This is a genomic window from Dysgonomonas sp. Marseille-P4361 (assembly GCF_900343125.1).
Taxonomy (GTDB): domain Bacteria; phylum Bacteroidota; class Bacteroidia; order Bacteroidales; family Dysgonomonadaceae; genus Dysgonomonas.
This window is the reverse complement of sequence record NZ_OPYL01000002.1, coordinates 1-26,326: the sequence shown is the minus strand read 5'-3', so window position 1 is coordinate 26,326 and position 26,326 is coordinate 1. Positions and strand designations below refer to the sequence as shown.

Sequence of the window (26,326 nt, the reverse complement as noted above, 5' to 3'; positions counted from 1 at the left end):
CAGTTTTTCTTCTTCATACGAGAAAGGCTGTCGTCAACTAAATAAAAAAAGATACCGATACTCGAAATCATTATGAATGAAATAACTTGCAAAAATTGTAACAATGCGACAACCGGAAACTTTTGTTCCACATGCGGACAATCGACCAAAACCAGCAGAATAGATCTACACAACATTGTTCATAATTTTTTGCATGGCATCTTACATGTCGATCAGGGATTCTTTTATACGATGAAAGAGTTAACGTTTCGTCCGGGAAAAACGATACGCGATTACTTTGCCGGAAAGCGAGTGAGCTACTTCAACCCCTTTGGATACTTTTTCCTCATTGCTACCGCTTATGTTTTCATCAGTCACTTTGCGGGACAACCTCTCTTCTTAGATGTTAAAGTTGAAGTTAATGAAGCTAACGAACAGGCAAAGCAAGTAGAATCTCTTTTTCAGACAATAAGATATATTTTCGACAATCATTATAGCCTGATTATGCTAAGTATAATGCCTTTTACGGCATTCATTAGCTTCCTGTTTTTCAGAGCTTCAAAGTATAACTACGGCGAGCATCTGATGCTTAATTGTTATATCTTGGGGCATCAGATTCTGGCAAGTATAATCTGTATCCCGATTGGCTACTTTTGGGGTATAGACGAGATGTTTCAATGGAACAGCCTCTTACAATTTATCATCTTCATCTACATGCTGGCATCTGTTTTCAATTCCTATAAGTTATGGAAACGCATCTTATACCCAATTTGTATACAGACACTGATAACCTCTCTCACAATCTTAGCTGTAATAGCAGTAATCGTTATAAAAACGCTATAAAAAGAGTAATGTGACAAATAAGTTTTTTAATTCATTTAAATGTAGTTTTACGAAAAACAACCTAAAAATTGTCCATCATGAAAAAAACACATTTCTTACTATCTGCCATTCTAATGGCATTATTGATTAACTTTTCCTGTACAGAATCCCCAAAAGAAAGAATATGGTCTTTCGAATTGGGAGATGTCGCTTTTGATTCTGTCAAGGCTAATTTTATCGGACAATCTGCTCAGGAAATATATTTCAAAAAAGAAAATGACATTTGGAAAATAGACGTATCAGACAGTATCTACAAAGATTATACCCTTTTAGAGTTGTCTGGTTTTCAACCTGAAAAAGGCTGGCTAAACATTGCTATTGTAGATTCTCCTAAAATTGTCAAATATAATGTCTCCAATATCCTACTTTTTTCCGACGAGAAGCCTGTCAAAGTAAAAGCTTCTCTTCTTCAAACATTAGACAATGCTCTATTCTTTACTTCTGATTATTCCGACACAGAATACCTTAATGCAAAAAAAATGGCAAGTTTATATTCTCAATTAATAAGGGATGAGGTGTCGATAGAAGAAGCTACAAAGAATATATTCGAGTACATTGAATCTACTCCGAATTCACTTGCTATAATGAAGTATCTAGTACAATTCTATTACAGTTTAGATTTAGAAACGTCAAAGAAGCTTTTGGCCACCCTTGACGACGATGCTAAGAATACGCGTCACGGGAAAGCATTGGCTTCCTATATCGAAGATATGGAAGCATTCAAGTCAACTGATAAGTTTCAAGTATTCGACCTGCCTAGATGTGACAACCCCGAAAACATTGAACCTTTCGTCAAAGATGACGGCAAATATAAACTGATTATCTTTTCATCCGTAGGCTGTGGTCCTTGCCATGCTGCCATCCCCATCTATAAGGAGGTATACAATGATCTTTCCAACAAACTAGACATGCTTTATATTTCTATTGACAGAAGTGATCTCATCGAAAAATGGAATGAGATTCTGGTAAAATATGAAATTCCTTGGAGAAGCTATTTCTCCTACAATATAGAAAGTGGTATCTTACAAAAATATATGCTATACAGTGTACCTAGCTCATTTTTGGTATATCCTGACTTGACATACGAAAAAATTGACATACGAAAACAAGAAGATAAGGATAAGCTATACAAATTGATAAGGAACAGCTAAATCAAAAACATGAACAATACCACTATCGCCCCTTTTGCCAAACCACTCTATGTGATGCTAAAACCAATAGGTGCTGCTTGCAACCTCAAGTGTACTTATTGTTATTACCTAGATACAAAAAACCTGTACAAACAAGAGCACAACTATAAGCTTAGCGACGAACTGCTGGAGAAATTCATCGTACAATACCTAGAGTCGCAAACCATGGCTCTCGTATTATTCACTTGGCATGGAGGAGAACCCCTATTGCGAGATATCAGTTTCTACAAAAAAGCACTTGCACTGCAACAACGATACGGCAGAGGACGACAGATAGAAAATTCGCTACAAACCAACGGAACGCTGTTGACAGACGAGTGGTGCCGATTCTTTAAAGAAAACAATTTTCTAATAGGCATTTCCATCGATGGCACTCAACGCTTCCACGACAAATACCGCAAAGCAAATAACGGAGAGCCTACTTTTGGCAAAGTAATACATGGCATCGATCTGCTCCGAAAGCATGGAGTAGAATACAACATAATGGGGGTAGTCAACAATTACAACGTCGATTATCCGCTCGAATTTTATAATTTCTTCAAACAGATTGATTCGCATTTCATTCAGTTTGCCCCCATTGTCGAACGCTATCCGAACGGAGATGTGACCGAATGGAGTGTGTCGCCCGAAAAATGGGGAGATTTTCTCATCGCCATTTTCAACGAATGGGTAAAACAAGATATTGGCAATTACTTTATCCAGTATTTTGATGCCGCACTTGCCAACTGGATGAAGGTCGAACCCGGCACATGCATCTTTGCCGAAAACTGCGGACATGCAGGAGTGATGGAGTTTAACGGCGATGTATATGCCTGCGATCATTTCGTCTCACCCGAATATAAATTGGGAAACATCCGAGAAAAAACACTCACACAGATGATGTATTCATCCAAGCAACTCGACTTTGGCATGGATAAATCGAAAGGCTTATCGCAGCAATGCCACCAATGCAACTATAAGTTTGCCTGCAATGGCGAATGTCCCAAAAACAGGATAGCAGTTACAGCCGATGGCGAAAAAATTAATTATCTGTGTGCTGGATATTACAAGTTTTTTGACCATATTGCGCCCTATATGGATTACATGAAGCTGGAATTGGACGCAAAACGCCCTCCGGCAAACATCATGTGCAACTTGGATAAGATTAAAAGAGCGCTTTAAATCTTAATTGATTTTTTGGAGGATTAACATTCATTTTGGCATTGCCCAAAACGAATCAAAAGGCTAGTGCTGCATTCCTCGGCGACCTGTCATCGACTTGCCGGATAAAGCAAATACACGGCTATCGCCCATTTGCTTTTTTATCCGCCTGCATCGGTCAGGTACCCGCCTGCGAAACAGATGCACGGATAACTGACGCTTAACAAGGATTCTGTTTTGTCGCATTGCGGATACGGCATCTAAGTAGCAGCAGGGAACACACCCTGCGAAAGAGGCGTAAAACAAAATTCTGTTCGAAGCCCCTTAGGGCAAGTTTATTTTGTTTAGCCATCTGAGCAGCTGGTGAGTCTGCGAGACTTATAGCCTTGATTTTTTGTTTCGTTTTGTATCAAGACAAAATAAAAAATAAACTAGACAGCAATGCCAAAATAAGCAAACAAAGAAGATATGAACGTATAAATAAACAATAATACAAAAAACAACGTTTAAATAAATAATACAAAACAGAGACAAACGATATGATAATAAAACACTTTACAGACAACGATATGTACAAGTTCTCGGTAATGCTTGCCATACAAAAGCTTTACCCTTGGGCTTATGTAAAATATGCATTCACCAACCGTGGAGGAACACAGTTTCCCGAAGGATTTGCCGAACGGATGCGAGAGGAAGTGAATCAGATGGCTAAACTCCGCATGACGAAAGAGGAGAAAAAATTCATGAAGAAAAAATGCTATTTCTTCGATCCTGTTTTTGTCGATTTCCTAATGGGATTCACCTACGACCCCGAAGAGGTGACCATCACCCAAAACGGAGGCGACTTGTCTGTCGTAATAGAAGGTTATTGGTACAGAACCATCCTTTGGGAAGTGCCATTGATGGCTATTATATCTGAACTATACTTCAAGATGATGGGTGCCGAGCCTCAACTGGTGGAAGAAAAAGCTGTAGCAAAAGCTATTGCACTGAAAGATCTGCAAGCAGACTTCTCTGAGTTTGGAACACGCCGCCGCTTCTCGTTTGATGTACAAGACACTGTAATAGGCGCATTGCATACCAATGCCGGCGATTGCTTCAAAGGGACAAGCAATATGTACCTCGCTATGAAGTACGACACTACACCGATAGGCACTATGCCTCACGAATGGTTTATGTTTCATGGCGCATTGTTCGGCTATCGCTCGGCAAATATGAAAGCACTGGAAGCGTGGGTAGATGTCTACGATGGCAGTCTGGGGATTGCACTTACCGACACTTATACTACCGATTCGTTCTTCAACTCGTTCAGCCTAAAGCAAGCAAAACTTTTCGATGGTGTACGTCACGACAGTGGCGATCCGCTTAGCTTTGCCGATAAAACAATCGAGTTTTACGAAAAAAACCGCATAGAGCCAATCTCGAAAACAATCGTATTCAGCGACTCGCTCAACATAGAAACCATCAAGGCGATCAAAGACCATATTGGCGGTCGCATCCACGACACCTACGGAATAGGTACTTTCTTCTCGAACGATGTGGGTGTAAAAGCTCTGAATATGGTAATAAAGCTGACAGACATTAAAGCGCATAAAAAAGATACAGAGTTTCTTAAGGCTGTGAAACTGTCTGACGTTGCAGGAAAACATACGGGCGATGTGAGCGAAATTCAGCTCAGCAAAATGACTCTGGGTTTGGAATAAACATCATAAGTTCTATCTATAAAGATTCAGACTGATTTATTTTGTTTGTGGCTCTCGCTATAAAATGGTAATTTTGCACACCGATTTTAAACAACGATCGGGAAAATAAAAAATGAAACATACTATATCAGAATTTGAGATAATGGCTCCGGTAGGGTCTTACGATTCGCTGGCTGCAGCCATACAAGGTGGTGCCGACTCTATCTATTTTGGCATAGAGGGATTGAATATGCGTGCCCGTTCGTCAAACAACTTTACGATTGACGACCTTAAGAACATCGCATCCATCTGTAAAGAAAACGGACTAAAAAGCTATTTGACGGTCAACACGATCATTTACGACAACGATATTTCGTTGATGCATCAGATAGTGAATGCGGCAAAAGAAGCCGAGCTATCGGCTATTATTGCTGCCGATGTGGCGGTGATGATGTATGCACGTAGCATTGGCGTAGAAGTCCACCTTTCTACTCAGCTGAATATTACAAATACCGAATCGCTTAAGTTTTACGGACAGTTTGCCGATGTGGTTGTTTTGGCTCGCGAGCTTAACCTCGATCAGGTAGCTGCTATTTACAACGATATAGTAGAACAACAGATAAAAGGTCCTAGCGGTGAATTGATCCGCATCGAGATGTTTGCTCATGGTGCTTTATGCATGGCCGTTTCGGGTAAATGCTACCTCAGCCTTCACGAGAAAGATATATCTGCCAATCGTGGCGCTTGCAATCAGATTTGCCGTAGAGGCTACATCGTAAAAGACAAAGATAGTGAGATAGAGCTAGAGATAGACAACGAATACATCATGTCACCCAAAGACCTGAAAACAATCCACTTCATGAACAAGATGATGGATGCAGGGGTGCGCGTATTTAAGATAGAAGGTCGTGCCCGTGGTCCGGAATATGTACGTCTTGTGGTTGAGTGTTACAAAGAAGCTATCCATGCCTATTGCGATGGCACATTCAGCGAAGAAAAGATTGCAGCTTGGGACGAACGTCTGGCAACAGTCTTCAACCGTGGTTTCTGGGATGGTTATTATCTGGGACAACGCTTGGGTGAATGGTCGAGCAATTACGGTTCGGGATCTACAAAACGCAAGGTATACATCGGCAAAGGTCTTAAATACTTCTCCAATCTGGGTGTTGCCGAATTCCTGATGGAAAGTCAAACGCTGAAAGTAGGTGACGAAATCGTCATCACCGGCCCAACTACGGGTGCAGTTTTTCAGACCGTAGAAGAGATTCGTGTCGATCTACAACCGGTGCAAGAGACCGTAAAAGGAGAGAAATTCTCCATCAAAGTGAATGAGAAGATACGCCCATCGGACAAACTCTTCAAAATGGTGACTGTAGAGAAAAAGAAACGATTTGTAGAGAAAGCATAAACACAGAAGAAAGGCTGCTTTTGCAGTCTTTTTTTATTTTAATCCGATTGTAAATGAAACAAAACAGACTTCGCTCGTTTTTCATAATATTAGTTACCCTATCAATATTCCTACCATCGTGCAATAGCAAAGACAGGGCGAAGGATATTGAGATAAAAGACGAAAAGGAATTCACCTATATCCACCTCATCTCCGACAGCCTGCAAACTCCCGAACAAAAAGCCTTTGTGGACAGATTGAACAGAATAGTTTCGGAGAATACAAAGATTGAAAACAACCACTTCTGTCTGACAATTTCGGAGGATGATTTTGTAAAACAAGGCTTTCCCGCAGAATACTATACGCTGATGAAGAAGAATTATGAGGAAATGAATAATTTCATCGACTCACAACTCATAGAAGATCCGCGAAAGATCTGGCTGGATGCTGTATATGAATATAACAATAGAAAAGGCAACCGTTAATTGGCTGCCTCCCCTTATTAATAACTCTATTTTTTATCTGTCGCTTTTTGAGGTGAAGAAGTTATAGGTATACTTGTCATTTCATAGTGCTCATCATTCTTGCCCGATTGCTTTGCAGATTTCGTTGGCACCGGATACGATTCAACAGGTATACTTGTCATTTCATAGGACTCATCATCTTGCTTTGCTGGAGACATTAACTCTAATCTATTTCCCGTACCTCCTTCTTTTAGTGCATTTCTCCAATCTTTCCCCTCTCCTATTTTCACCATATACCAAGTTGGGGTTTTCAAGCTTTTTGCGTAATACAATGAAATTCTAGAATATCCTTTTCAGTGGGATTAATATCCTCTTTATTTTCGATAAATTCTTTATCATTAACTAGTTTTTCAAACTCATTTCGGGTATATTCTTTGCCTTTTACTACATACTTTACAAAATCGTCCGGTTTAGGAGCCTCTCCCTCTTTTGATTCGTCATAAAATGCGGGATAGGTAAATAGCACCTCTCCGTCACTTCCCACACGAGTAAACTTAACGATTTTCTTTTCGGAATTATTTGGTTTATTATCTTTATTCCTCATTGTTATTTCGTAGGTAAGTATTGGTTCCATATCCTTTGTGAATGCCGGAGGGATAAATGGAGTCTCATCTTCTATTTTCACCATACACAAAACAGGAGTTTTCAAGCTTTTCTGAGTGATACAATGAAATTCGAGAACAACATTATCTTTCGACTTTATATTTGTCTCTGTTTTGAAATACATTTTCCCTTTTATCAATTCTTCAAAACCTTCACGTGTATATACTTTATTGCCCACCATGTATTTCACAAATTTGTCATGCATTGGCTTTTCGCCTTCTTTAGCCTCATCATAGGCTATCGGATAGTAAAGTAGGTTTCTTTTATTCTCTGTATTTATGTATACCACCATTCCCTTTTCGGAATTATCATTTTGCATCTGAGATTGTACAATTTCGTTTTCTTCAAAATTAATTGTACTTTCGTAATCAGCGGATGAGCTTGCTAGTTCATTCGCTTCGGGACGGGCAAAGGCAAACACTGTGAGTGCGCCTAACGGGAGCAACAATAAGAGCTTCAACCGTGCCCATTTGCTTGATTTTTCTTTTAACATCATAGTAATTCGCTTTTTAATTTTACTGTGATTGAAGCTGTTGGCTAGAGTGTAGGAGCTTGCGCCAACGGCTTTTTTCACTAATAATAGTTGATATTTGGTTGTATCGATACCAGATTCTAAAACACTCATATCGGCCTGATATTCGTGCATATCTTTCAATTCTCTTTTCAGAAGCCATGCAGCAGGATTGAACCATTGCAACAACAGCACACATTCCATGAAAATTATATCCAACGAGTGACGATGCGCGATATGCGCGATTTCGTGTGTCAAAATTTCATCCGGATTGTCTTTAAAATCACTAACAGAAATAACAATATACTGTCCCCAACTAAATGGCACTATGCGATCCTTGACCAGGACTAATTTATATCCTTTATAATCTTGCTTGGGGTTAGTTCTTATTAAGCGAAACATCAGATAAGCTGATCGACCCAGCAGAAACAGATTTACAAAAAGACCAACAAGGTAAATAATCAGCAACACCTGACTAAGGCTAATATCTACTAACGAAGTCTCTGCAACATCTGCCATGTACTCTGTAGTTATTGTTTCGGAGTAGGCATAAGAATCTGCAATCGCTTCTTCTTGAGCCTCTTCTGCGAAATATTTTTCGACAAGAGCGCTAGGCAAGAGAGCAGCCAGTTTTTCACTTACTGTCACTTTCAACAAAGGCAACAACAAGCAAACTCCTACACCAAGTAGTAATACCCAGCGATTGAAACTAAAGAACGTTTCGCGAGACAAGAAAGCTTTGACACAGATGTAAAGGACTGTGAGAAAAACAGCCAGCTTTAATGAATAGATTAGAAAGGCATCCATCGCGTAGTGTTTTATTTACCCTTATTCTTTATTTGATGTATCAACTCTTGCAATTCTTCTATCGACAGCTTCTCTTCTTCTATCAACGTAGAGACTACACGAGTGTATGAGTTTCCGAAATACCTGTCGACAACGGAGGTCAATGTACTTTTTTCATATTCCTCTTTCGACACCAAAGCATAATACTGGTAGGTATTTCCATATTGCTTATAGCCTATATATCCTTTTTCTTCCAATGTGCGAACGATAGTAGAAAGAGTGTTGTAATGAGGCTTTGGCTCGTCTTGCAATTCCAACAGGTCGCGAACAAACATGGGACCATGTGCCCAGAAATAACCTAAAATCTCCTCTTCTTTTTGTGTCAGCTTTTTCATAATGATTAAATTCTATAAAACAAATATAACTATAATTTATAGTTAAGCAACTAAAAAATATAGTTATTTTAAATTTTAACACAAAACAATAAAAAAAGGCAACCGTTAATCGGCTGCCTTTCTCTCTAGAATTTACAGATTAAATTCTACTGTCTCCTATCTCTGGCTGAATAAGTTGCTTGTGATTGTCCACCTTTAGAGGCTTTAGGTTTAGAAACCTTTCCTTTCGACTTTTGCTTCTTCTTACTGTCTTCTCTAAAGCGTTCTTTTATCGAATCGTTGATTACCCACAGGTTATCATCGAACTGCTGCAATTGCTTTTCGATGCTGTCCTGCGCATATTTCAACTCTTCCGGTGTTTTGAATTTTTCGTTCAAAAATGCATTTGCCATATTCGTTGTCTTGTAGATCTTTCCATCATACAATCGCATTTGGAAATAATCGTCGATCGTCTTATTCACCACATTGTTCATGTCCGATGCCATAATAGGCATACGGGTGGCATAAGGGCGAATATCTTCGTAAGGTATCCAAAACAATGGCTCGCGGTACGATGTACTTGCACCCGAACCTTCATCATCGAAGTATTCCTGACGCGAGAGTACCGGACAAAGAGCGATAGTCTTCACTCCCATCACTGAATTTGCCTGATCGAAGTACCATGCTTCTTTCAGATAATAACCGAGAATCTCGTTTGCCGGGATATTATATTCATCTATGATATATGCGTTTCCGTTTTTCTGATAAGGGATTTCGAGACGGTTCAGCACTTCTCCAAAGTCTTCGATCTGATCTTCCGAGAACATTTCCTGCCCTCCATTCCATTTATATCCTACTAGGTTACCATCTGCCATCAGCTTGAATATCATGGTAAACAAATTCATCTTACCTCCTACCGGCTGCATAGGATAAAGCAAAGCTGCATTAGAGCCTTCCTTCAAGTCTAGTTCGCGATACACCTCACGTATCCAGGTGGCAGTAGTAAGATCTCTTGTCTGATTTCTATTCATCATCTCGGCACGAACCGATACTTGCGATACTTTAGTTCCCGCATTAGCCGAAGCTCCTTGTTGTTGCTGTTGTTTCTTAGCCAGCCTGTCGCGCAAAGATTCTTGCTGTGCCGACGCCATCAGAGAACAGCATAATCCGCAAAGCAACAATATTGATATATGATAAATTCTTTTCATTAGCTTCTTACTTTTTAGATTTAGCAAAACCAATTTGTTTTCTCACACATCTAAATCCGATATACGAACGTGGCTGATTCTGAAATTCTCCTTCGCGCATATCTCCTCTGATATTGCGTCCGGTATCTTTCCACGAACCACCTTTTACCACTTTTTTCTTCACAGCATAAGGATCTTCCTTAGCTGCATGGTATTTATACTCCGGATTAATATCATCCATCAGCTTGGTTCCCGCTTCGGTGTAGGCTGTGGAAGTCCATTCGGCAACGTTACCCGCCAAGTCGTATATTCCAAAACGATTTGGCTGATAAGAAGCTACCTTCGAAGGAATCAGATTACCATCTTTCGTATAATTTCCCTCGCCCGGCTTAAAGTTTGCCATAAAGCAATCGTTGTCGTCCATCGTATCTTCTTTATCCCACGGATATTTATTCTCGGTACGTCCGTTACGGGCTGCAAACTCATATTCTGCTTCTGTAGGCAAACGGAAATCCTCAATCGGACGTGCGCCTTTTGGCTGCCCCATGCGATAATATTTAGTTCGCCATGCAGCGAAAGCCGTAGCCTGCTCCCATGTTACTCCCACCACCGGATAATCGTTATACCCCGGGTGCGAGAAATACATTCGCATATAAGGCTCGTTCAAGGCATTATTAAAGTCATTTACCCAAACTGTTGTATCGGGATAGATGTTTACAATCTTGGTATGTACAAAGTCGTACAAGGAACTCAGCGGTCTCACGATAGTCTCGTTTACAGGCAGTCCTTCTTCGTTGAAGTAGGCTGTATCTTTCGATATCATAATCACCTCATTGGGGTCGATAGTGATATCCGTATTGCGTGTACGTTCCTGAGCATTCAGTCTGTAACGTAATTTTGCCGCCTCGGCATGATCGAACCATTCGTAGATGAAATTCAACTGAGAAGGGTCTATTCCACGCTCTCCTGTTATCGGATGCACTGTAGTCAAGCCGTTCATTATTTCTTCTTCGTCTTCCAGAGGTCTTTTAGGAAGCGGTTTTTTCCAGTCCAGATAGGGTTTGATAGGGTCACCGTAACGGTCTTCTGTAATTTTGTAAGTTTCGTCTATCACAGAGAGACGTTCGCGAAGGATAGAGTCGCGCACCCAATAAACGAACTGACGGTATTCCGAATTGGTAATCTCCGTTTCGTCCATCCAGAAGTTATCTACCGACACTCCTTTAGGATTTGCTTTAATATCCCATAATGAATCACTCTCGGCAGGTCCCATTTCTATCGAACCTAATGACACCAACACCATTCCATGAGGTGCAGGTTCGGCCCACGAAGAGCCTTTTTCTCCGACAAGTTCGCCACCAACACTACTTCCGGACGATTTGCCGCAAGATGTCAATAACACTACCAAAGAAATTATCGTTGCAAAAAACAATTGTTTCATAGTTATCTTATTAGCCTTTAGCCGACTACTTTGTTTTTTTATCGCGTCTGTAATTTTTGTATTAATATATAAACCTGTAAAGATATAACACTTTTATAATATTCTTATGCTTTTACTGACCTTCCTTACCTTTCTCTTTTCCAGCGGAAAGCTATATCGTATAAATACCTCGTGGCTACCATGACTGACTTTCGACAATTCGGATGTAGACAAATCGTATGAATAACCGGCATCTATACTGCGTATTTTTACACCCAGCAAAAATACAAAACCTTCGTCTTTTCTCCAAGACACCCCACCTGTGAACATCTTGTTGTACTCCACCTTAGCTGTAAGATCGACCTGATAGGTGACGGCATCTGTTTTGAAAAAGGCAGAAGGCTGCAATTCTATCAACGGATTACTAAGCTTAATATTGTATCCCCCCATCAAAAAATAAGTACGGGCAATATAGGCATCGCGCGAATCGTCCAACGCAAATTTTGGTTCCCACAAGTGATTTACCGACAGTCCGACATAGTAAGCGGGTGTTATCCATGCCACACCTAAACCTGCATCGGCTACTTTATCGCCTGCCGCACCGGGAATGGCTATATCTTGCTTATCGTGTTCGGAGCTTTCGGGGATAAATATTCCGCCTGCATCGAAGCCTACATCGAGCATCCCTCCTTGTAATCCGATATGTAAGCGTTTATTATTCTTAAACTTGATCTTGTAAGTATATTGCCCTAGTATAGATGTATTGGTAAACAGTCCTGCCTTTTCGGTCGTCATTATCGCTCCTATTCCATGATCCTTCCCCAAAAACGAGATGGGCATATTCATAGATACAACGGAAGTCACCGGAGCATTGGTGATACCCACCCACTGGCGACGATGAATCAGGGAACTTTCTACATGGCTGGTTTCGGCAATGAACGAAGGGTTGTAAAAATTCTTCATCTTCCAGTACTGACTTATCTGAGCATCCCACTGCCCGTAAGCAGTGCCGAAGCCAACAATCAGAAAAAGAAAAATCAGCAGTGTATATTTAAACCTCATTCGTGATAAAGTAACTAAAGATGTGCAAAGTAACGACTATTTATTCATTAATAACGCAATCAACCGCCAGAAATTGTATAACAACGGCAAGACTGACAACAAAAAAGCAGACATCTATTACAATGCCTGCCCTATTTTGTATTATAAAATAATTCTAAAATAATTCTAAAAAAATTATCTTGTAGCCTTTATCAATTCTATTCAGTTCTATAAATAAAATTTATTTTAAAATCATAATCATCAAGATACTCGCTTACATCACTCAAGTCGCTAGCTTGTATATAAAACACAATTTGTTTTTCAGGAGTCAGATAAAGATCGTAACCAATAGTTTCGGAATATGTATATGTATCTCCGTCAGGATATGATTGCACATAAGGACATTGAGCTAACACTTTATGATCTTTCTCTCCAAAACTTTTCCAGATATACACCCATCCCTGAACAGCTCCTTCGTCGAACATATATTGGTCAAAATCAGGAAAAGAGAAAGCATATTCGTAACGATTCATATCTGCGTTCCATTCCCATTTATCTTTAGCTACTTCAAAAATATAAGTAGCCATATCCGCACCTGTTTTATTCGTGATATATTCTTCTGTAATGTATTCTTTTGTACAGCCGGTGAAGCCAGTCAGCGCAAGAACCGAGACAAGAGCTAAGGCCAAAGAGTTGTAAAGTTTTCTTTTCATATGATATTATTATTTAATTTATCTCAAATATAAAGCTTTTGCAACAAAAAACAAATCGACATGAACGATTTAAGATAATTCAGAGCAGGCTTATTACCTTTATCTGTGCTTCCTCGGTGGTTACTTCCGAAAGGTTTATCCAATTTATTTCCTTGTCGCGCTTAAACCACGTCATCTGCTTGCGGGAATAGATACGAGTATTCTGTTTAATCTTTTCTATGGCAAAGTCGAGCGTCCACTCACCTTCGAGGTATTTGAATAGTTCTTTGTACCCAACCGTATTCAACGAATTCAGATGGCGTCTGTCAAAGAACAATTTAGCCTCATCCAGTAAGCCTTGCGCCATCATTTCATCTACCCGCTGATTGATACGGCTATACAATTCTTCACGCTCGCGCATCAGCCCTACTTTTACAATATTGAAAGGGCGGTGTTTTTTTGTATTGGTACGAAACGAAGAGTATGGTTTACCCGTCATCAGGCAAACTTCGAGTGCATGAATCACCCGCTTATAGTTTTTCAGATCTACCTGATCGTAAAAAACGGGGTCGAGCATTTTCAATTGAGCTTGTATCGCTTCCAATCCTTCGCGTTCGTACTGCGCATACACCTCTTTGCGAAGCTCGTCGTCGATGGTTGGTACATCGTCAATCCCGTTACACAGGGCATCAATATACATCATCGATCCGCCCGATACGACTACCACATCGTGTGTCTGGTGCAAGTCGGCAATAATACTCAATGCATCGCGTTCAAACTCGCTGGCACTGTAATAGTCTTCCACCTCGAGCATCCCAACCAAATGGTGAGGCACACGAGTAAGCTGATCTGCTGTAGGCGCAGCAGTACCGATGGTAAGTCCTTTAAAAAATTGCCGGGAATCGGCAGAGATAATAGGAGAATTATAATATGTTGCCAGGTCGATACTCAGGGCGGTTTTTCCCACCCCGGTAGGACCAAGCAGCACTATTACTTGTTTCATTAAAATTCTTCGTCGCTAGGCAGAGCAGCATCGCCCAATCCGTCGAAGCCTTCTGCGTCAAGTTCGTCCATGTCGTATCCTTCGTCGCCGTAGAAGCTTTCACCAACATCAAGAGTTGTACCTACTACTGCTTCTTCGTCGAAGTCGACAAATTGCGGCGGTGGCACACCTTCCGATTTGGTACAGACAGGCTGATCCAAATGCTTTCCTGTAATGATTTCGCGTAATTCCATGAAGAAAGCACGCTCGGTCATATAGTCGAACACGTACATCAGCTTTTGTCTTTCGTCTTCCAAGAAATCGTTCAGCACAGAATCTTCCATGATATACGAATCTTCATCCGAGCTTGTATCCATTTCTACAAGGGTGATTTCTTGTTCTTTTTCCCAATCGTCGGTACACAAGAAGAATGATGTCATCTCACCTTCTTTGAACCCAACCGATTTTATTATTTCCTTGTGCAAATCGAGGAATGTGGCGTCTGAGTCTATTTGAATTTCTCGTTTGAAGCCTTCTACCTCATCCGATAAAAGTAAAAATCTAAATACCATTGCAACTTTTTTTTATTCTAATTCAAAATTAGTGTTTTTTTGATAAAATACATAACAGAACAACTAAATAGCAGCTTCAGCTTATGTTATTCATAAATTTTCTGCAAAAGTAAACGTTTTTCTATAATAGAAGGAATTTCTTCTTCGTAATGTGTGACATAAATGAGCGATTTGTCTTCTCCGCAATATTCTTCGATTAGTTTTTTCACAAATTGCTTATTTGCCACGTCCAATCCATGCAAGGGTTCGTCCAGAATAAGCAGGTCGGGGTTCTTCACAAACAGACGAGCCAGCAAGACCAAACGTTGTTCGCCCGACGACACGTGCAAGAAAGAAACCTCGCTCAGATGAGAAACACCAAATACCTGCATCCATTGCAGGGCAAGCCGTTCTTGTTCAGCACTGCATTTACGATACAAACCCACAGTATCGAAGAAACCCGAACCAACGACATCCAGACAACGGACATTTTTCATATAATAAAGGTGCATTTCGGGAGAGATATAGCCTATTCGTTTCTTTATATCCCAAATGCTTTCACCCGTTCCGCGCTTGCGGTCGAAGAGCGTAATATCATTAGCATAAGCCTGCGGATTATCGCCCGCTATGAGACTTAGCAGTGTGGATTTTCCCGAACCATTGGCTCCAAGTAATGCCCATTTTTCGCCGTGCTTTATTTCCCAGTTCAAATCTTTCAGAATGGTTTGTTCGCCATATCTTACCGATATATTTTTCAAAATAGCTGCATAGTCGAAGATCGAAGAATTGTCATTGCTGACTTCTTTCAACTCTGCAAGATTCTCAACAGAAGCATTCTTTACAAATAACCTGTCGATCAATTCTTTATTATCAAAAAAGGCTTCACGCGACATGGCAGGAAGTTGCTCTTTATTACAGACTGGCTGCACGTGTGTAATAAAATCGGGAATATCGTTAGGATTGGACAGCACCAGAACGATTTGCAGATTGCGATGTTGCGACAAGCTGACAAACAAGTCGCTGAGCATAGTACGCGATGGAGCATCGAGCCCGATGAAGGGATTGTCGAGAACCAGCAAGCGAGGATTGCTCAACAGCGATCGTATAATCAAAAACTTACGTAGTTCGCCACTCGAGAGCATATCTACTTCCTTGTCCATCAGCTCCGATACACCAAACCAATGAAGCAGTTCTTCCAAATATTGACGGTCTGCTTTGTTCACCAAGTCGCTCACCATCGGGGTGTCTTGTTTACTCCCTTTGTTCCAACGTTGCTGGTAATAACTATTGTCGGCATCTACCATACTGTAAATATCCCTGAAAGCAACACTCTTGGCAACCGACATCGGTGATACATACTCTCCCTTCTCGGAGAAACATTGCACCTCGCCCTCTTTGAAGGCGTATCGATTGAGCAACATATCGGTCAATATCGTTTTGCCACTACCATTAGCACCTATTACCGCCCAATGTTCACCTGACGAAATCTGCCAGTTTACGGGGGATTTGAATTGTGCATATTCGTGACGGGGAACTCCGTTTATTAGGTGTATGATGATCTGTTTTTTCATTCGCGTCATTTAATAGAAAACAAAAATAAGGAATTATAAATAAGTCTTTTACTCTACAGATGCCGAAAAAATCCTTTTCAGCCAAAGCATTTTAGCCAAAAAAGAATCTTTTATCGAAAAAATTGAAAAATATTGAGAATAATGTATAAATTTGTACTTTCAAGACTATTATGGGTATAATCCATCTTAACACAAGAGTTACATTATGAAAATAAAATTTTTACTTATTACATTTTTCGCACTTTTCATAAGCTTTTCTATCAATGCTCAAGAAAAGAAATCGCCTAAGGAAGTAAGGGAGTTGCTTAAATCAGATAGCAGACCTGTTTCGTTGACATTGAATAATGGTGAAGAAATCGTTATTGCTAAACAAAGTATGCAACCGATTGATGTAAGTGCATCGAAACAAGCTGAACATAGAAAATCATTCGATTGTCCGGATATTTTTGCAAAACCTGAGGTTGAAAAAGAACCTGCTCCGGAAGTAGTTCAACCAACAATCGATCCAAAACCAGAAATCAAGCAACCGACTAAAGCTCCGTTCTTTTTACCTGACCCTGTATTCTTCCGCATCAACAAATCGGTTATCGATGCTTCGGAATGGGCTAAGATCGAACTGGCTGTTAATTATCTGAGAGAACATCCAACTGCTACTGTTGTGGCTACCGGATATGCGGATAAGAAAACAGGAAACCAGACAATCAACCTTCGTCTGTCCAAAGAGCGTTCGAATGCTGTAGCTAAAGCAATGGAAGAGAAATACGGTATCGAAGCTCACAGAATTACTGTTAACTGGAAAGGTGACGGATTGCAACCATTCCAATTGGATAATGACAAGAACCGTGCGGTATTGTTCTTGATTAACCCATAAGATATATAATAACTAGGCTCTACTAGTTTCTAGTACAGATATACAGTTTTTGTTTGATAGCTACAGGAGAAGTCTTGTAGCTATCTTTTGTTATGGAGGACATATTAAATTGATTTAGCAATAGGATTCATTTAGTATCTACACAAACTAAAAGCGAATCCTTATAGGTAACGAAAATTCAGAGTCGACATTCTTCCCATCCAAACTTCCCGGTATCCAATCGGGCATGAGAGATACTACGCGCAGCACTTCGTTATCAAAAGCGGAGTTTGAGCTCTTTACCAAGTGAGGATTTTTCACTTTTCCTTCTTTGTCAACCGTAAATTTCACAACAATTTTTCGCTCTCCCTCAAATGGTTGTTCGCCCGAAAAAGAAAAATTTTCATAGACAAACTTATACATAGCCTCTTCGCCTCCGGGAAATGTTGGCATTGGAAGATCAATCAGATACATAAATTCTTTTTTCTCGAACGACAGAGGTAAGACCACAAAGGAATCGACAGGCTTACCATCACGAATAGCTGGTTGCCATGTTGTCATGGAATTAATAGTTTTTAAAAGCTCTTCTTTTTGGTGAAAAGGTCGTGTTTCTTTCACCACAATGGCATCACGTACTGTGCCGTCTTTGGCAACAATGAATCGCACCAGCCCTTCTCCATCGAGGACATTTCTACCCACTGCATCTTCTATATATTGAGCAACAGATTTATTGCCACCTATAAAATTGGAGTTTAAATCGGTTTTCCAATAGATCGTATCTCCATCAATTTTCTTGAATTCGGAAAAGATGATAGGCAAAATGTAATTTATGGGTACATAATATTTTTTCCCTTGACTGATCTGATAACCGGGTTCCCATTTAGGCATCGAACTTACTATACCTATACTCACACTGTCGCAATTGGGATGAATACCTCTAAAAACTCTTACATCTTCTATATCTCCCGTCTTACTGACCACAAAGCGGAGTGTAACCCTTCCAAAAATTCCTTTTTCCAGTGCATCTTCAGGAAAATAGAAGCGATCCTGAATAAACTGATACATTGCCTCTGTTCCTCCAATATACGAAGGCATGACTTCATAATTCACGAAAGAAACTTCCTTCTCTTGCCCCGTACAGGGTATTGCAACAAAAGAAAAAAGGAAAAGAAAGGTTATGTACATATTTTTCATAGCAACGAGAGAGGTTTCAGTCTTTTATTATAATAGAGGTTTTTAGAGCGTTTTTTCCATAAATGAATTACCAAACAACCGTTAACTCAATCGGATATTGACCGACTGTTGCAAACTTTTCGTATTTTTGTTTTTCCAATAAAGATATGCATAATGATTATATTCAATACCACCTTTCATGTAGAAGATGATGTACTAGACGATTACATCCGCTTTATGAAAGAGACTTACATAAGCACGGCTGCCGGTAGCGGCTTTTTGCACGAACCTCGCTTTTGTCGCATACACGCTCAGCACGAAGAAAGCGGAAGCAGTTACTCGCTACAGTTTAAGGTGAAAAATGTAGATACGCTGAATCACTGGTTTTCGACACAAGGGCAAGAACTGCAAGAGAAACTGGTCGAACGATTTGGCAACAAGGCAATGGGGTTTGTTACCCTGCTGGAAGAAATAGACCTCTAAACCGATGTTACAAAAAGAACGAATAATATTGGGTATCGACCCCGGAACGCAAGTGATGGGTTACGGAGTGTTGCGCGTGGTAAACAACAAACCCGAACTGATGGCGATGGGTGTTCTCGTACTCAACAAGGACGATGACCATTACCTCAAACTTCGCCGCATCTTCGAACGCATCATCACGCTGATAGATGAATTTCTGCCCGACGAACTGGCTATCGAAGCTCCTTTCTTTGGCAAGAACGTGCAGAGTATGTTGAAACTGGGACGGGCACAAGGAGTGGCTATGGCTGCCGCCCTGTCGCGCGATATTCCCATATTCGAATATGCCCCGCTGAAAATAAAAATGTCGATCACCGGAAACGGACGTGCAGCAAAAGAACAGGTTGCTTATATGCTTCAGAACTATCTGAAAATTCCGAATGAGAGCATGCCGAAACAGATGGATGCTACCGACGGACTAGCTGCGGCTGTTTGCCACTACTTCCAGACCAACAATCCTGCCAACGAAAAGAAGTTCACAAGCTGGAAAGACTATATCAACAAGAATCCGGGAAAAGTAAGCAAATAATACCTTATGATATACCAAGATTTACATACCATAGAATACGGAAAGGCGTGGAGTCATCAGGAAGAACTTTTTGATAAATCCTTGGCTCAGAAAGCAAATAAGGAGCAGACGGAAAACTACCTGCTCTTTTGCGAACATCCGCATGTGATCACTATCGGCAAACACGGAAAGACCGAAAACCTGCTTTATCAGGAGAGTTTCTTGAATCAGCGTGGAGTCTCTCTTTTTCAGATCGATCGCGGCGGTGATGTTACTTATCACGGTCCGGGGCAGTTGGTAGGCTACCCTATCTTCGACCTCGAATCGTTCAACATAGGTCTTCGCCAATACATTCACAACATAGAAGAAATTATTATCCGATTGGTAGCCAAATACGGCATCACAGCCGAACGCTTGGAAGGTGCTGCCGGTGTATGGATAGATACCACAATGCCCGGACGTACCCGAAAGATTGCAGCTATCGGTGTACGCAGCAGCCGGTTTGTAACGATGCACGGCTTTGCCCTCAACGTGAATACCGACCTCAACTACTTTTCACTGATCAATCCTTGCGGCTTTGTAGACAAGGGTGTTACCTCGATGGAGAAAGAGCTAGGCTATGCTCCGGACATGGAACAGGTAAAACAAGAGACAAAGCTACTGTTTGAAGAAGTGTTTGGGGAAGAAGCAAAATAGGTAAATCTTTTATTTAGCTTCCAATAATTTGTATAATTCCTTCTTATCTTCTTCTGTATATACATTAAATATTTGCCCTTCACCATCGGGACTAATAAGCATCATATAAGGTATTCCATATAAGCCATAATTCTTTGCAATGCCATGTTCATCGTAGAGCAAAGAAAGACTTCGCCAAGGAATACTTTCTTTTTCCAATAACTTTCTCCAGTAATCCATATATTTTTCTTCATCTATAGTGATGTAAATCAAATCTATTTCTTCACGTTTTTTCTCATATATTTCTTTCAATAGAGGAATAGCTTTATGACACCATTTACACCAAGATGCAGAAAACACAATTAAATTATATTTATCTGGATTTGCTATTATTTTCTCTTTCTTTCCCGTAAGCGAATTTTCTAGTTCTACATTTTCGAATGAAAAACTTTGAGGATTGAATTCCAAATATTTTTTTAGAATATTATTATAAAAACTCACTTCTTCATCTTGTGTGTTGGTAAACGTTCTATATATTCTATTAAGATCATCTTTATCTCCATAGCTTACATTGTAATAAGCTAATTGGGCTAATAAGTATTTAGAATAAGAATATTTACTAGCCAAATTTAAGACCCTAGCTAAATCTTTTTCATACTTATCTTTATTTAGTTCTTTATTGTGGTAGATTCCAAAATCGATGTGATGCATTGCTGCCTCCAGCTCTGTTTGAGGATAGTTTTTCAAATCTACAAAGAACTCGTCTGACTGAATAGTGACTTCTTCGCTACCTGATTCATTATCTATAATACCTATTGGAAGTTCATATTCACTTTGCCTTATAAAAGTAGCTTCTATCAGACTCATGTTCTTATCATATATAAAACTTTCTGTCGACAATGTATCTCCTCCAACAATAGCTCTAAAGGTTATTTCTGATGTCGTTTTCGTTTTTTCATCTAAAGGTATGGGTAAAAGCTTAAAACTAAGAGCTCTATTATTCACAGAATCAGGTATCTCAAAAACCCAATGATTTTTATTTTGCTTCTTTCCTTTCACATAAAATACTCTATTCATTCCCTGAGGAAGACCGAAGTCCTTTATTCCGAGAGTCAGGTCGTCATAATTTTTACCTTTCAACACGACTTCGAGTAAAACCGAATCTGCTGATTCAGGCTCTATTTTGTGAGTACAAGAAAAGAATAGAATGAATGTAATAGTAAGACAGATGAGAAAAAAAGCTTTTTTCATAATAATACAGTTTGGGTTAACAATAGGTATAAAGATATACAAAAAGAGGCAGAGCTCCGAGAAGTGCTCTGCCTTTTTTCGACAAACTGTATAACAATAAAACGTTTATTTAGGTCTCGGACCCTTGTTATATATTCGTTAAAGTGTTGTATCGTTATCAATATTAAGCAAAAATATCTATATATCAAAATATTAAGCTATCATTTTTCTGCCATTGCAGTCAGTTTTCCTTCTGTTTTCAGGTTTTCCATCAAGAATTCGTCAGCTTCTTCCAAGTCTACAATCGAGTATTTATCGATGCCGCAAATATGCATTTCGTCTAGAGCATCTACTAAGTTACGATAGCTGGAAGCTTTTGTCGGCTTGATCAGAATATTAAATCCTTCTTTCGATTTCTTGATCTCTTTTACTTGCAAATTATATTCTTCTTTCGAGATCTCCTTATTTGCATACACTTGTCTCAGGTCTTTCAGTTTCGACATGATGTAAGCGTTTCTGTCCATCAATGCTTTACGCAACTCTTGCTGGTTCATTACCTTCAGCGATGTATAATCTTCATAATTTGGCATACCATCATAAAAATATATTTTGTCGTCTTCTCCTAGAATAACGGTGGCTGATCCGGATTGCGGCACCTTTTGTTCACCCTCATCCGTTGGCATCGCCAGTTTCATTATCTGTGGCATGCTCAATGTTGTACAGAACATAAAGAATGTGATCAGCAACATATTCATATCTACCATCGGAGTGAAGTCAACCCTTAACAATTGTTTTTTTGGTTTCCCTTTCTTCTCGTTTCCCCTGTTGTTTACATTTATGTTAGCCATACTATTAAATTTTAAAAATGTTAAACTTCATCTTTTACCTTATAGAGAAGAAGTATGTTGAAATTCCATAAAATAGATTTACTTTTTTACATAAAGCCCTATCTTTGTTCTACAATTGAGCTTTTTCTCTATTATTCCTATAAAAAATGAAACAACGTCTACTCCTTTTTTTTAGCATATTTTTCTATTTCGTACTGATATTCTTGGTTCAGAAGACAGCCTTTACCCTTATTCATGCTTCTATCGACGGAAATTTGACCATTAAGGATGTGTTCGACGTATTGTATCACGGATTACCACTCGACTTATCGATAAGTGCTTACCTTACAGCCTTGCCGGCACTGATTCTTATCGCATCCGTTTGGGTAAGAAGAGGTGTTATCTGCCGTATATACAATGTATATTTTATGCTATTTCTGACCATTATAGCCATTATAGGAGTGGTTGATATTGTTGTCTATCCGTTTTGGGGCTTCCACTTCGACTCCAGCGTGTTCCTTTACTTGCAAAAGCCGAAAGAAACCTTTGCAAGTGCTACGGCATGGCAAATGATAGGCGGCATAGTGGCAACAATCGTCTACGCTGCACTTGCTATAACGGGTTACATATACCTTATACGCAAGCAAGTAATGGAACTTACTGTTCCTAAAAAGATTGGTGCAACAGCAATCGTTCTCACCTTATTGACCGCCGCTTTGTTCCTCCCTATCAGAGGAGGGGTGAGTGTGTCGACAATGAATGTAGGTAAGGTTTATTTCAGCGATCGCATGTTTTTGAATCATGCTGCCATCAATCCGCAGTTCAATCTGATGTACTCTTTCTTTAAGTCTGACAACTTTGCTTCGCAATACCAGTTCTTCGACAAAGATGAAGCCGAGAAACTGTTTGCTGAGATCAACCGACAACCTTATTCTGACAGTATTCCCCGTTTGTTGAAAACCGACAAACCAAATATTATATTATTCATCCTCGAAAGCTTTTCGGAGAAAGTAGCGAATGATTCGGTCATTGCTCCTAATCTGTGCAAACTGGCAAAAGAAGGGATTACATTCACCAACTTTTATGCTAACAGCTTCCGCACCGACAGAGGATTGGTCTCCATTATGAGTGGGTATCCGGCACACCCTACGGTTGCCATTATGAAATATCCAAGAAAAACGGAGAACCTACCGACAATCACCAAAACGCTAAAAGATGTTGGCTACAATAATCTTTCGTTCTACTATGGAGGAGATGCCGACTTTGCCAATATGCGTTCGTACTTTGTTGGGGCTTGTGGTATCAGTCATGTGGTTTCTGACAAAGATTTTCCGTTGAGCGAACGAATGACTAAATGGGGTACTCCAGACAAATTTCTTTTCGATCGGGTTTATGATGATCTGACTACCACAAGACAAGAGCAACCCTTCTTCAAGACAGTGCTAACACTAAGCAGTCACGAACCTTTCGACGTGCCGGTAACTACCTTCGGTGAACCTTACCTCAACAGTGTGCATTATGTAGATCAGAATATAGGTCATTTTGTAGAACGATTGAGAACGACTCCGATGTGGGATAATACACTGCTGATATTTATAGCCGATCATGCCATCCAGTCTTACCCGCAGGGGCTGAACAACAGTGATGCTGAACGCTTCCGCATACCTATGATTTGGGCAGGTGGCGCAGTAAACGATTCTACGGTGATCAGTGAATATGGTTCGCAGAACGATCTGGCAGCAACGTTGTTGTCTCAACTAAAGGTTAATCATGACGACTTTAAGTTTAGCAAAGATATGCTCAACCCCGAAGGTCGTAAATTTGCCTATTACTCGTATGTAAATGGTTTCTCAATGACCGACAGCATAGATACTGTGACCTACGACAACGATAGACAAAGCATTATCCATCAGGAAGGCAGCCCCGAACTGGAGAAAGAAGCTAAGGCTATTTTCCAGATGATGTATCTGGATCTGGGAAGCAGGTAGATAACTTTCTTATTCTTCTTTTATCTCAACTTCTTTGATATTCCCGTCTTTGTCTTTTAGCTTGAAGATATTGGTTTCTTTTGTTATTGAAGTAAGTTTGAAAAATAAAAGCTGGCACTCATCCAGTTCCTCAAGATTAAAGTCATTTATAGATAATATTTTATCACCAACACTTACTTTGTCCGATAAAGATTGATCCCAAACGGCTCCAATTATCAATTTGTCAAAACATCTTTATTATTTAGCCACAGACGTGAAACTCTAAATCGGTATAATGTAGTATCCTCAAATTTTCCATGAAAACCATAGCCTAAACTACCGACACTTTGCTTGATGGTGTCAGAAAAAACATCATATTCTTCAAACTCAACTAAGTGCCTCAATGCTATATCAAAGACACCACTACTCATACCACTATCAAACATGGCTTGAATTTGTGCTTTTTCATTATCTTCAATTCCTAGCCATACATAAGGTGAATTCTGAATAGGATCCAGAAATAGTTCACTTCCTAATTCCAGCTTTGACTGCAAGTCCAACTTGTCTTCCTGATCAGTAATAGTTATTGTTTTTTCTTTTGAAGAGAAGCGGACAATAGACTCTCTCATTTGATTACTACCTATAATACCATCTATTCCTAAACATTTTATAAAATGAACATCGTCTTTTATTGTACAACATGGAATGCCTTTGAAGAGAATACCTCCTATTGTGATTTCGTCTATAAGGAAGATCTTAGAACTATCAACCTTCCTTTCCGCATCTTTCATTGTACTTCTTTCAAGAAAATCTAAATTTAATAGCTCTGCAAGACTCTCTCTTACACAAGTTGGTGCTCCCGTATCGAAGATAAAGCGGTATTCTTTTTCTTGTATTTCTACCGTAATAACAGGGAAGCCATTCTCATCATCGTAGGGTACGACCGTATAATAGTTGTCATATGCAGCTCCCCCTTGTAGTAAAATAGACTTTTCTTCTTGCTTTTCATCCCCTCTCCCTTCGTTATCTTGCTCTTGGGCTGCAATAAGGATAGGAATAAAGTATATCAGCAACGTTAATATTCTTTTTGTCAGAAGAAGTTTATAATAGATCATGTTTGAGTTTTTCATAGTATATAGCGCTACATCTGATGCCAAAGATAGGTTTTAGAGACGAAATGGCAAAAGCTAAGAATATTTTTATACTTTTGTGAAGTTTTATGGCCCCGTAGTTTAATGGATAAAATGAAGGATTCCGGTTCCTTAGCTGTGGGTTCGATTCCCGCCGGGGTCACAAAAACAAAATGCTTTCGCATACTAGGAACCCCTACTTACAGGATATTAACTAAAAACCAACCATCTCAACACCCTGTATATATCGTCTTTACACCTATATCTCAAAACAGACGCATATATTTGAATATGATAATATACTGCAAACTTTAGTCTATAAAAAAGAAAACTACAAATAAAGAAGATGTTAAGTATTATATAGTGAACAAACATATCTAACTGTTAAAATACAAAATCTACTCATTCATCAAACACATATAAACCAAATAATTACAAAATTATCCTAACATTTAACTTATCATTCAAATAGAATTCTAAATTCTTCTAAAAGTTGCAACTACTACACAGACATTATTTTAGGATAAGTGGATCAATCCATAAGTCTCTTTTATATTAAGAGAGCATCGTTTTTTTGTCCTATTTTTGTCTCTTATTTTTTAACCTAAAAAACATACCTATGAGTATCCGTATAGTATTCCGACCATCAAAAAAAAAACAAAGAAGAAGGTTTTCTCAGTCTCCGAATTTATCATAAACGTCAGACGCGTCAGGTTGCCACCGGACTAAAATTAATGCAGGAAGAATGGGATGATGAAAATTCACGCATAGTTTTGAGAAACTTCTCCTTGGAAAGAAAAAACTACCTATATCAGCTCAATGCTATATTAAAGAATAAGATTTTATACCTGAAAAAAATACTTAATGAGCATCGACGAAAAGAGATGAATAATATTGATCAGTTAATAGCTGATTTTAAACACAATGCTTTTACCAGTAGCT

General features: G+C 39.5%; 26 protein-coding genes, 1 tRNA gene and 1 pseudogene. 13 read left to right on the top strand and 15 right to left on the bottom strand.

What is annotated here, in order from left to right; translation table 11 throughout:
- The first annotated feature begins 72 nt into the window (after nt 1-72).
- The 6 genes and pseudogenes from DHU68_RS03915 (at nt 73) to DHU68_RS03890 (ending at nt 6,745) form a co-directional block, all read left to right on the top strand.
- On the top strand, nt 73-822 hold the full coding sequence (locus DHU68_RS03915) for a DUF3667 domain-containing protein (protein ID WP_108821682.1): 750 nt from the start codon (nt 73-75) through the stop codon (nt 820-822).
- A gap of 77 nt (nt 823-899) precedes the next feature.
- Complete coding sequence (locus DHU68_RS03910) at nt 900-2,012, top strand: thioredoxin-like domain-containing protein (protein ID WP_108821681.1); 1,113 nt, start codon at nt 900-902, stop codon at nt 2,010-2,012.
- Between the two features lie 9 nt (nt 2,013-2,021).
- A complete protein-coding gene (locus DHU68_RS03905; RefSeq protein WP_108821680.1) occupies nt 2,022-3,212 on the top strand; it encodes an anaerobic sulfatase-maturation protein in 1,191 nt (396 codons plus the stop codon).
- 515 nt (nt 3,213-3,727) lie between these two features.
- Nucleotides 3,728-4,894, top strand: a pseudogene (pncB, locus tag DHU68_RS03900) (nicotinate phosphoribosyltransferase); the annotation flags it as partial.
- Between the two features lie 112 nt (nt 4,895-5,006).
- Nucleotides 5,007-6,281: a peptidase U32 family protein gene (locus tag DHU68_RS03895; protein ID WP_108821678.1), complete on the top strand. Its 1,275-nt coding sequence runs from the start codon at nt 5,007-5,009 to the stop codon at nt 6,279-6,281.
- A 53-nt stretch (nt 6,282-6,334) separates the two neighbouring features.
- A complete protein-coding gene (locus DHU68_RS03890) occupies nt 6,335-6,745 on the top strand; it encodes a hypothetical protein (protein WP_108821677.1) in 411 nt (136 codons plus the stop codon).
- 26 nt (nt 6,746-6,771) lie between these two features.
- Here DHU68_RS03890 and DHU68_RS03885 read toward each other — a convergent pair whose 3' ends face one another.
- The 10 genes from DHU68_RS03885 to DHU68_RS03840 form a co-directional block, all read right to left on the bottom strand.
- A complete protein-coding gene (locus tag DHU68_RS03885) occupies nt 6,772-7,017 on the bottom strand; it encodes a hypothetical protein (RefSeq protein WP_108821676.1) in 246 nt (81 codons plus the stop codon).
- Between the two features lie 17 nt (nt 7,018-7,034).
- Nucleotides 7,035-8,705: a M56 family metallopeptidase gene (locus DHU68_RS03880; RefSeq protein WP_108821675.1), complete on the bottom strand. Its 1,671-nt coding sequence runs from the start codon at nt 8,703-8,705 to the stop codon at nt 7,035-7,037.
- Nucleotides 8,706-8,716: 11 nt separating this feature from the next.
- Nucleotides 8,717-9,079: a BlaI/MecI/CopY family transcriptional regulator gene (locus tag DHU68_RS03875; RefSeq protein ID WP_108821674.1), complete on the bottom strand. Its 363-nt coding sequence runs from the start codon at nt 9,077-9,079 to the stop codon at nt 8,717-8,719.
- 146 nt (nt 9,080-9,225) lie between these two features.
- Nucleotides 9,226-10,266, bottom strand: a complete 1,041-nt coding sequence (gene gldN / locus DHU68_RS03870; protein ID WP_108821673.1) for a gliding motility protein GldN — start codon at nt 10,264-10,266, stop codon at nt 9,226-9,228.
- Between the two features lie 7 nt (nt 10,267-10,273).
- Nucleotides 10,274-11,686, bottom strand: a complete 1,413-nt coding sequence (locus DHU68_RS03865; protein WP_108821672.1) for an SUMF1/EgtB/PvdO family nonheme iron enzyme — start codon at nt 11,684-11,686, stop codon at nt 10,274-10,276.
- 93 nt (nt 11,687-11,779) lie between these two features.
- Nucleotides 11,780-12,727, bottom strand: coding sequence for a type IX secretion system membrane protein PorP/SprF (locus DHU68_RS03860; RefSeq protein WP_108821671.1), 948 nt, complete (start codon nt 12,725-12,727; stop codon nt 11,780-11,782).
- Nucleotides 12,728-12,924: 197 nt separating this feature from the next.
- Nucleotides 12,925-13,419 (bottom strand): hypothetical protein, encoded by a 495-nt coding sequence (locus DHU68_RS03855; protein WP_108821670.1) that lies wholly within the window; start codon nt 13,417-13,419, stop codon nt 12,925-12,927.
- Nucleotides 13,420-13,498: 79 nt separating this feature from the next.
- Entirely contained in the window at nt 13,499-14,401 is a 903-nt protein-coding gene (gene miaA / locus DHU68_RS03850) for a tRNA (adenosine(37)-N6)-dimethylallyltransferase MiaA (protein ID WP_108821669.1), read from the bottom strand.
- Nucleotides 14,401-14,952 (bottom strand): hypothetical protein, encoded by a 552-nt coding sequence (locus DHU68_RS03845; protein ID WP_108821668.1) that lies wholly within the window; start codon nt 14,950-14,952, stop codon nt 14,401-14,403. Before DHU68_RS03845 ends, miaA begins: the two co-directional genes overlap by 1 nt.
- Nucleotides 14,953-15,038: 86 nt before the next feature.
- On the bottom strand, nt 15,039-16,502 hold the full coding sequence (locus DHU68_RS03840; RefSeq protein WP_108821667.1) for an ATP-binding cassette domain-containing protein: 1,464 nt from the start codon (nt 16,500-16,502) through the stop codon (nt 15,039-15,041).
- 205 nt (nt 16,503-16,707) lie between these two features.
- Here DHU68_RS03840 and DHU68_RS03835 point away from each other — a divergent pair, with 205 nt between their 5' ends.
- Complete coding sequence (locus tag DHU68_RS03835; protein WP_108821666.1) at nt 16,708-17,373, top strand: OmpA family protein; 666 nt, start codon at nt 16,708-16,710, stop codon at nt 17,371-17,373.
- 147 nt (nt 17,374-17,520) lie between these two features.
- On the opposite strand, the gene DHU68_RS03830 is transcribed toward DHU68_RS03835, so the two are convergent.
- Nucleotides 17,521-18,546: an energy transducer TonB gene (locus DHU68_RS03830; protein ID WP_108821665.1), complete on the bottom strand. Its 1,026-nt coding sequence runs from the start codon at nt 18,544-18,546 to the stop codon at nt 17,521-17,523.
- A gap of 153 nt (nt 18,547-18,699) precedes the next feature.
- On the opposite strand from DHU68_RS03830, the gene DHU68_RS03825 reads away from it, so the two are divergent.
- From DHU68_RS03825 to lipB, 3 genes are read left to right on the top strand one after another with little or no spacing between them, the layout of a single operon-like run.
- Nucleotides 18,700-19,008: a DUF4286 family protein gene (locus DHU68_RS03825; RefSeq protein WP_108821664.1), complete on the top strand. Its 309-nt coding sequence runs from the start codon at nt 18,700-18,702 to the stop codon at nt 19,006-19,008.
- A gap of 4 nt (nt 19,009-19,012) precedes the next feature.
- Nucleotides 19,013-19,576 (top strand): crossover junction endodeoxyribonuclease RuvC, encoded by a 564-nt coding sequence (gene ruvC, locus DHU68_RS03820; protein WP_108821663.1) that lies wholly within the window; start codon nt 19,013-19,015, stop codon nt 19,574-19,576.
- Nucleotides 19,577-19,582: 6 nt separating this feature from the next.
- Nucleotides 19,583-20,251, top strand: a complete 669-nt coding sequence (lipB, locus tag DHU68_RS03815) for a lipoyl(octanoyl) transferase LipB (protein WP_108821662.1) — start codon at nt 19,583-19,585, stop codon at nt 20,249-20,251.
- A 9-nt stretch (nt 20,252-20,260) separates the two neighbouring features.
- On the opposite strand, the gene DHU68_RS03810 is transcribed toward lipB, so the two are convergent.
- Nucleotides 20,261-21,481 carry a thioredoxin-like domain-containing protein gene (locus DHU68_RS03810; protein WP_108821661.1) on the bottom strand — a complete coding sequence of 407 codons (1,221 nt, stop codon included), beginning with the start codon at nt 21,479-21,481 and terminating at the stop codon, nt 20,261-20,263.
- Between the two features lie 200 nt (nt 21,482-21,681).
- Entirely contained in the window at nt 21,682-22,308 is a 627-nt protein-coding gene (locus tag DHU68_RS03805) for a biopolymer transporter ExbD (RefSeq protein WP_108821660.1), read from the bottom strand.
- Between the two features lie 146 nt (nt 22,309-22,454).
- On the opposite strand from DHU68_RS03805, the gene DHU68_RS03800 reads away from it, so the two are divergent.
- Entirely contained in the window at nt 22,455-24,275 is a 1,821-nt protein-coding gene (locus DHU68_RS03800; protein ID WP_108821659.1) for an LTA synthase family protein, read from the top strand.
- Nucleotides 24,276-24,284: 9 nt separating this feature from the next.
- Here the strand turns inward: DHU68_RS03800 and DHU68_RS03795 are convergent, their stop codons facing one another.
- Both DHU68_RS03795 and DHU68_RS03790 read right to left on the bottom strand, forming a co-directional pair.
- Nucleotides 24,285-24,494, bottom strand: a complete 210-nt coding sequence (locus tag DHU68_RS03795) for a hypothetical protein (protein WP_108821658.1) — start codon at nt 24,492-24,494, stop codon at nt 24,285-24,287.
- Entirely contained in the window at nt 24,491-25,384 is an 894-nt protein-coding gene (locus DHU68_RS03790) for a retropepsin-like aspartic protease (protein ID WP_160111072.1), read from the bottom strand. Before DHU68_RS03790 ends, DHU68_RS03795 begins: the two co-directional genes overlap by 4 nt.
- Before the next feature lie 91 nt (nt 25,385-25,475).
- Between DHU68_RS03790 and DHU68_RS03785 the strand changes: the two genes are divergently transcribed.
- Together DHU68_RS03785 and DHU68_RS03780 are read left to right on the top strand one after the other, a co-directional pair.
- Nucleotides 25,476-25,547: transfer RNA gene (locus tag DHU68_RS03785), tRNA-Arg, on the top strand.
- Nucleotides 25,548-26,070: 523 nt separating this feature from the next.
- Nucleotides 26,071-26,326 (top strand): Arm DNA-binding domain-containing protein (locus DHU68_RS03780; RefSeq protein WP_160111090.1); only part of this gene is annotated, 256 nt, incomplete at its 3' end.

Bases quoted from the DNA above. Each gene is read 5' to 3' on its own strand.
- DHU68_RS03875 (WP_108821674.1), bottom strand. From the start codon at position 9,079: ATGAAAAAGCTGACACAAAAAGAAGAGGAGATTTTAGGTTATTTCTGG.
- DHU68_RS03825 (WP_108821664.1), top strand. From the start codon at position 18,700: ATGATTATATTCAATACCACCTTTCATGTAGAAGATGATGTACTAGAC.
- gldN (WP_108821673.1), bottom strand. From the start codon at position 10,266: ATGAAAAGAATTTATCATATATCAATATTGTTGCTTTGCGGATTATGC.
- ruvC (WP_108821663.1), top strand. From the start codon at position 19,013: ATGTTACAAAAAGAACGAATAATATTGGGTATCGACCCCGGAACGCAA.
- DHU68_RS03910 (WP_108821681.1), top strand. From the start codon at position 900: ATGAAAAAAACACATTTCTTACTATCTGCCATTCTAATGGCATTATTG.
- DHU68_RS03800 (WP_108821659.1), top strand. From the start codon at position 22,455: ATGAAACAACGTCTACTCCTTTTTTTTAGCATATTTTTCTATTTCGTA.
- DHU68_RS03855 (WP_108821670.1), bottom strand. From the start codon at position 13,419: ATGAAAAGAAAACTTTACAACTCTTTGGCCTTAGCTCTTGTCTCGGTT.
- lipB (WP_108821662.1), top strand. From the start codon at position 19,583: ATGATATACCAAGATTTACATACCATAGAATACGGAAAGGCGTGGAGT.
- DHU68_RS03890 (WP_108821677.1), top strand. From the start codon at position 6,335: ATGAAACAAAACAGACTTCGCTCGTTTTTCATAATATTAGTTACCCTA.
- miaA (WP_108821669.1), bottom strand. From the start codon at position 14,401: ATGAAACAAGTAATAGTGCTGCTTGGTCCTACCGGGGTGGGAAAAACC.
- DHU68_RS03835 (WP_108821666.1), top strand. From the start codon at position 16,708: ATGAAAATAAAATTTTTACTTATTACATTTTTCGCACTTTTCATAAGC.
- DHU68_RS03865 (WP_108821672.1), bottom strand. From the start codon at position 11,686: ATGAAACAATTGTTTTTTGCAACGATAATTTCTTTGGTAGTGTTATTG.
- DHU68_RS03790 (WP_160111072.1), bottom strand. From the start codon at position 25,384: ATGAAAAACTCAAACATGATCTATTATAAACTTCTTCTGACAAAAAGA.
- DHU68_RS03840 (WP_108821667.1), bottom strand. From the start codon at position 16,502: ATGAAAAAACAGATCATCATACACCTAATAAACGGAGTTCCCCGTCAC.
- DHU68_RS03810 (WP_108821661.1), bottom strand. From the start codon at position 21,481: ATGAAAAAAGCTTTTTTTCTCATCTGTCTTACTATTACATTCATTCTA.
- DHU68_RS03895 (WP_108821678.1), top strand. From the start codon at position 5,007: ATGAAACATACTATATCAGAATTTGAGATAATGGCTCCGGTAGGGTCT.
- DHU68_RS03845 (WP_108821668.1), bottom strand. From the start codon at position 14,952: ATGGTATTTAGATTTTTACTTTTATCGGATGAGGTAGAAGGCTTCAAA.
- DHU68_RS03915 (WP_108821682.1), top strand. From the start codon at position 73: ATGAATGAAATAACTTGCAAAAATTGTAACAATGCGACAACCGGAAAC.
- DHU68_RS03830 (WP_108821665.1), bottom strand. From the start codon at position 18,546: ATGAAAAATATGTACATAACCTTTCTTTTCCTTTTTTCTTTTGTTGCA.
- DHU68_RS03905 (WP_108821680.1), top strand. From the start codon at position 2,022: ATGAACAATACCACTATCGCCCCTTTTGCCAAACCACTCTATGTGATG.
- DHU68_RS03885 (WP_108821676.1), bottom strand. From the start codon at position 7,017: ATGGTGAAAATAGGAGAGGGGAAAGATTGGAGAAATGCACTAAAAGAA.
- DHU68_RS03805 (WP_108821660.1), bottom strand. From the start codon at position 22,308: ATGGCTAACATAAATGTAAACAACAGGGGAAACGAGAAGAAAGGGAAA.
- DHU68_RS03860 (WP_108821671.1), bottom strand. From the start codon at position 12,727: ATGAGGTTTAAATATACACTGCTGATTTTTCTTTTTCTGATTGTTGGC.
- DHU68_RS03880 (WP_108821675.1), bottom strand. From the start codon at position 8,705: ATGGATGCCTTTCTAATCTATTCATTAAAGCTGGCTGTTTTTCTCACA.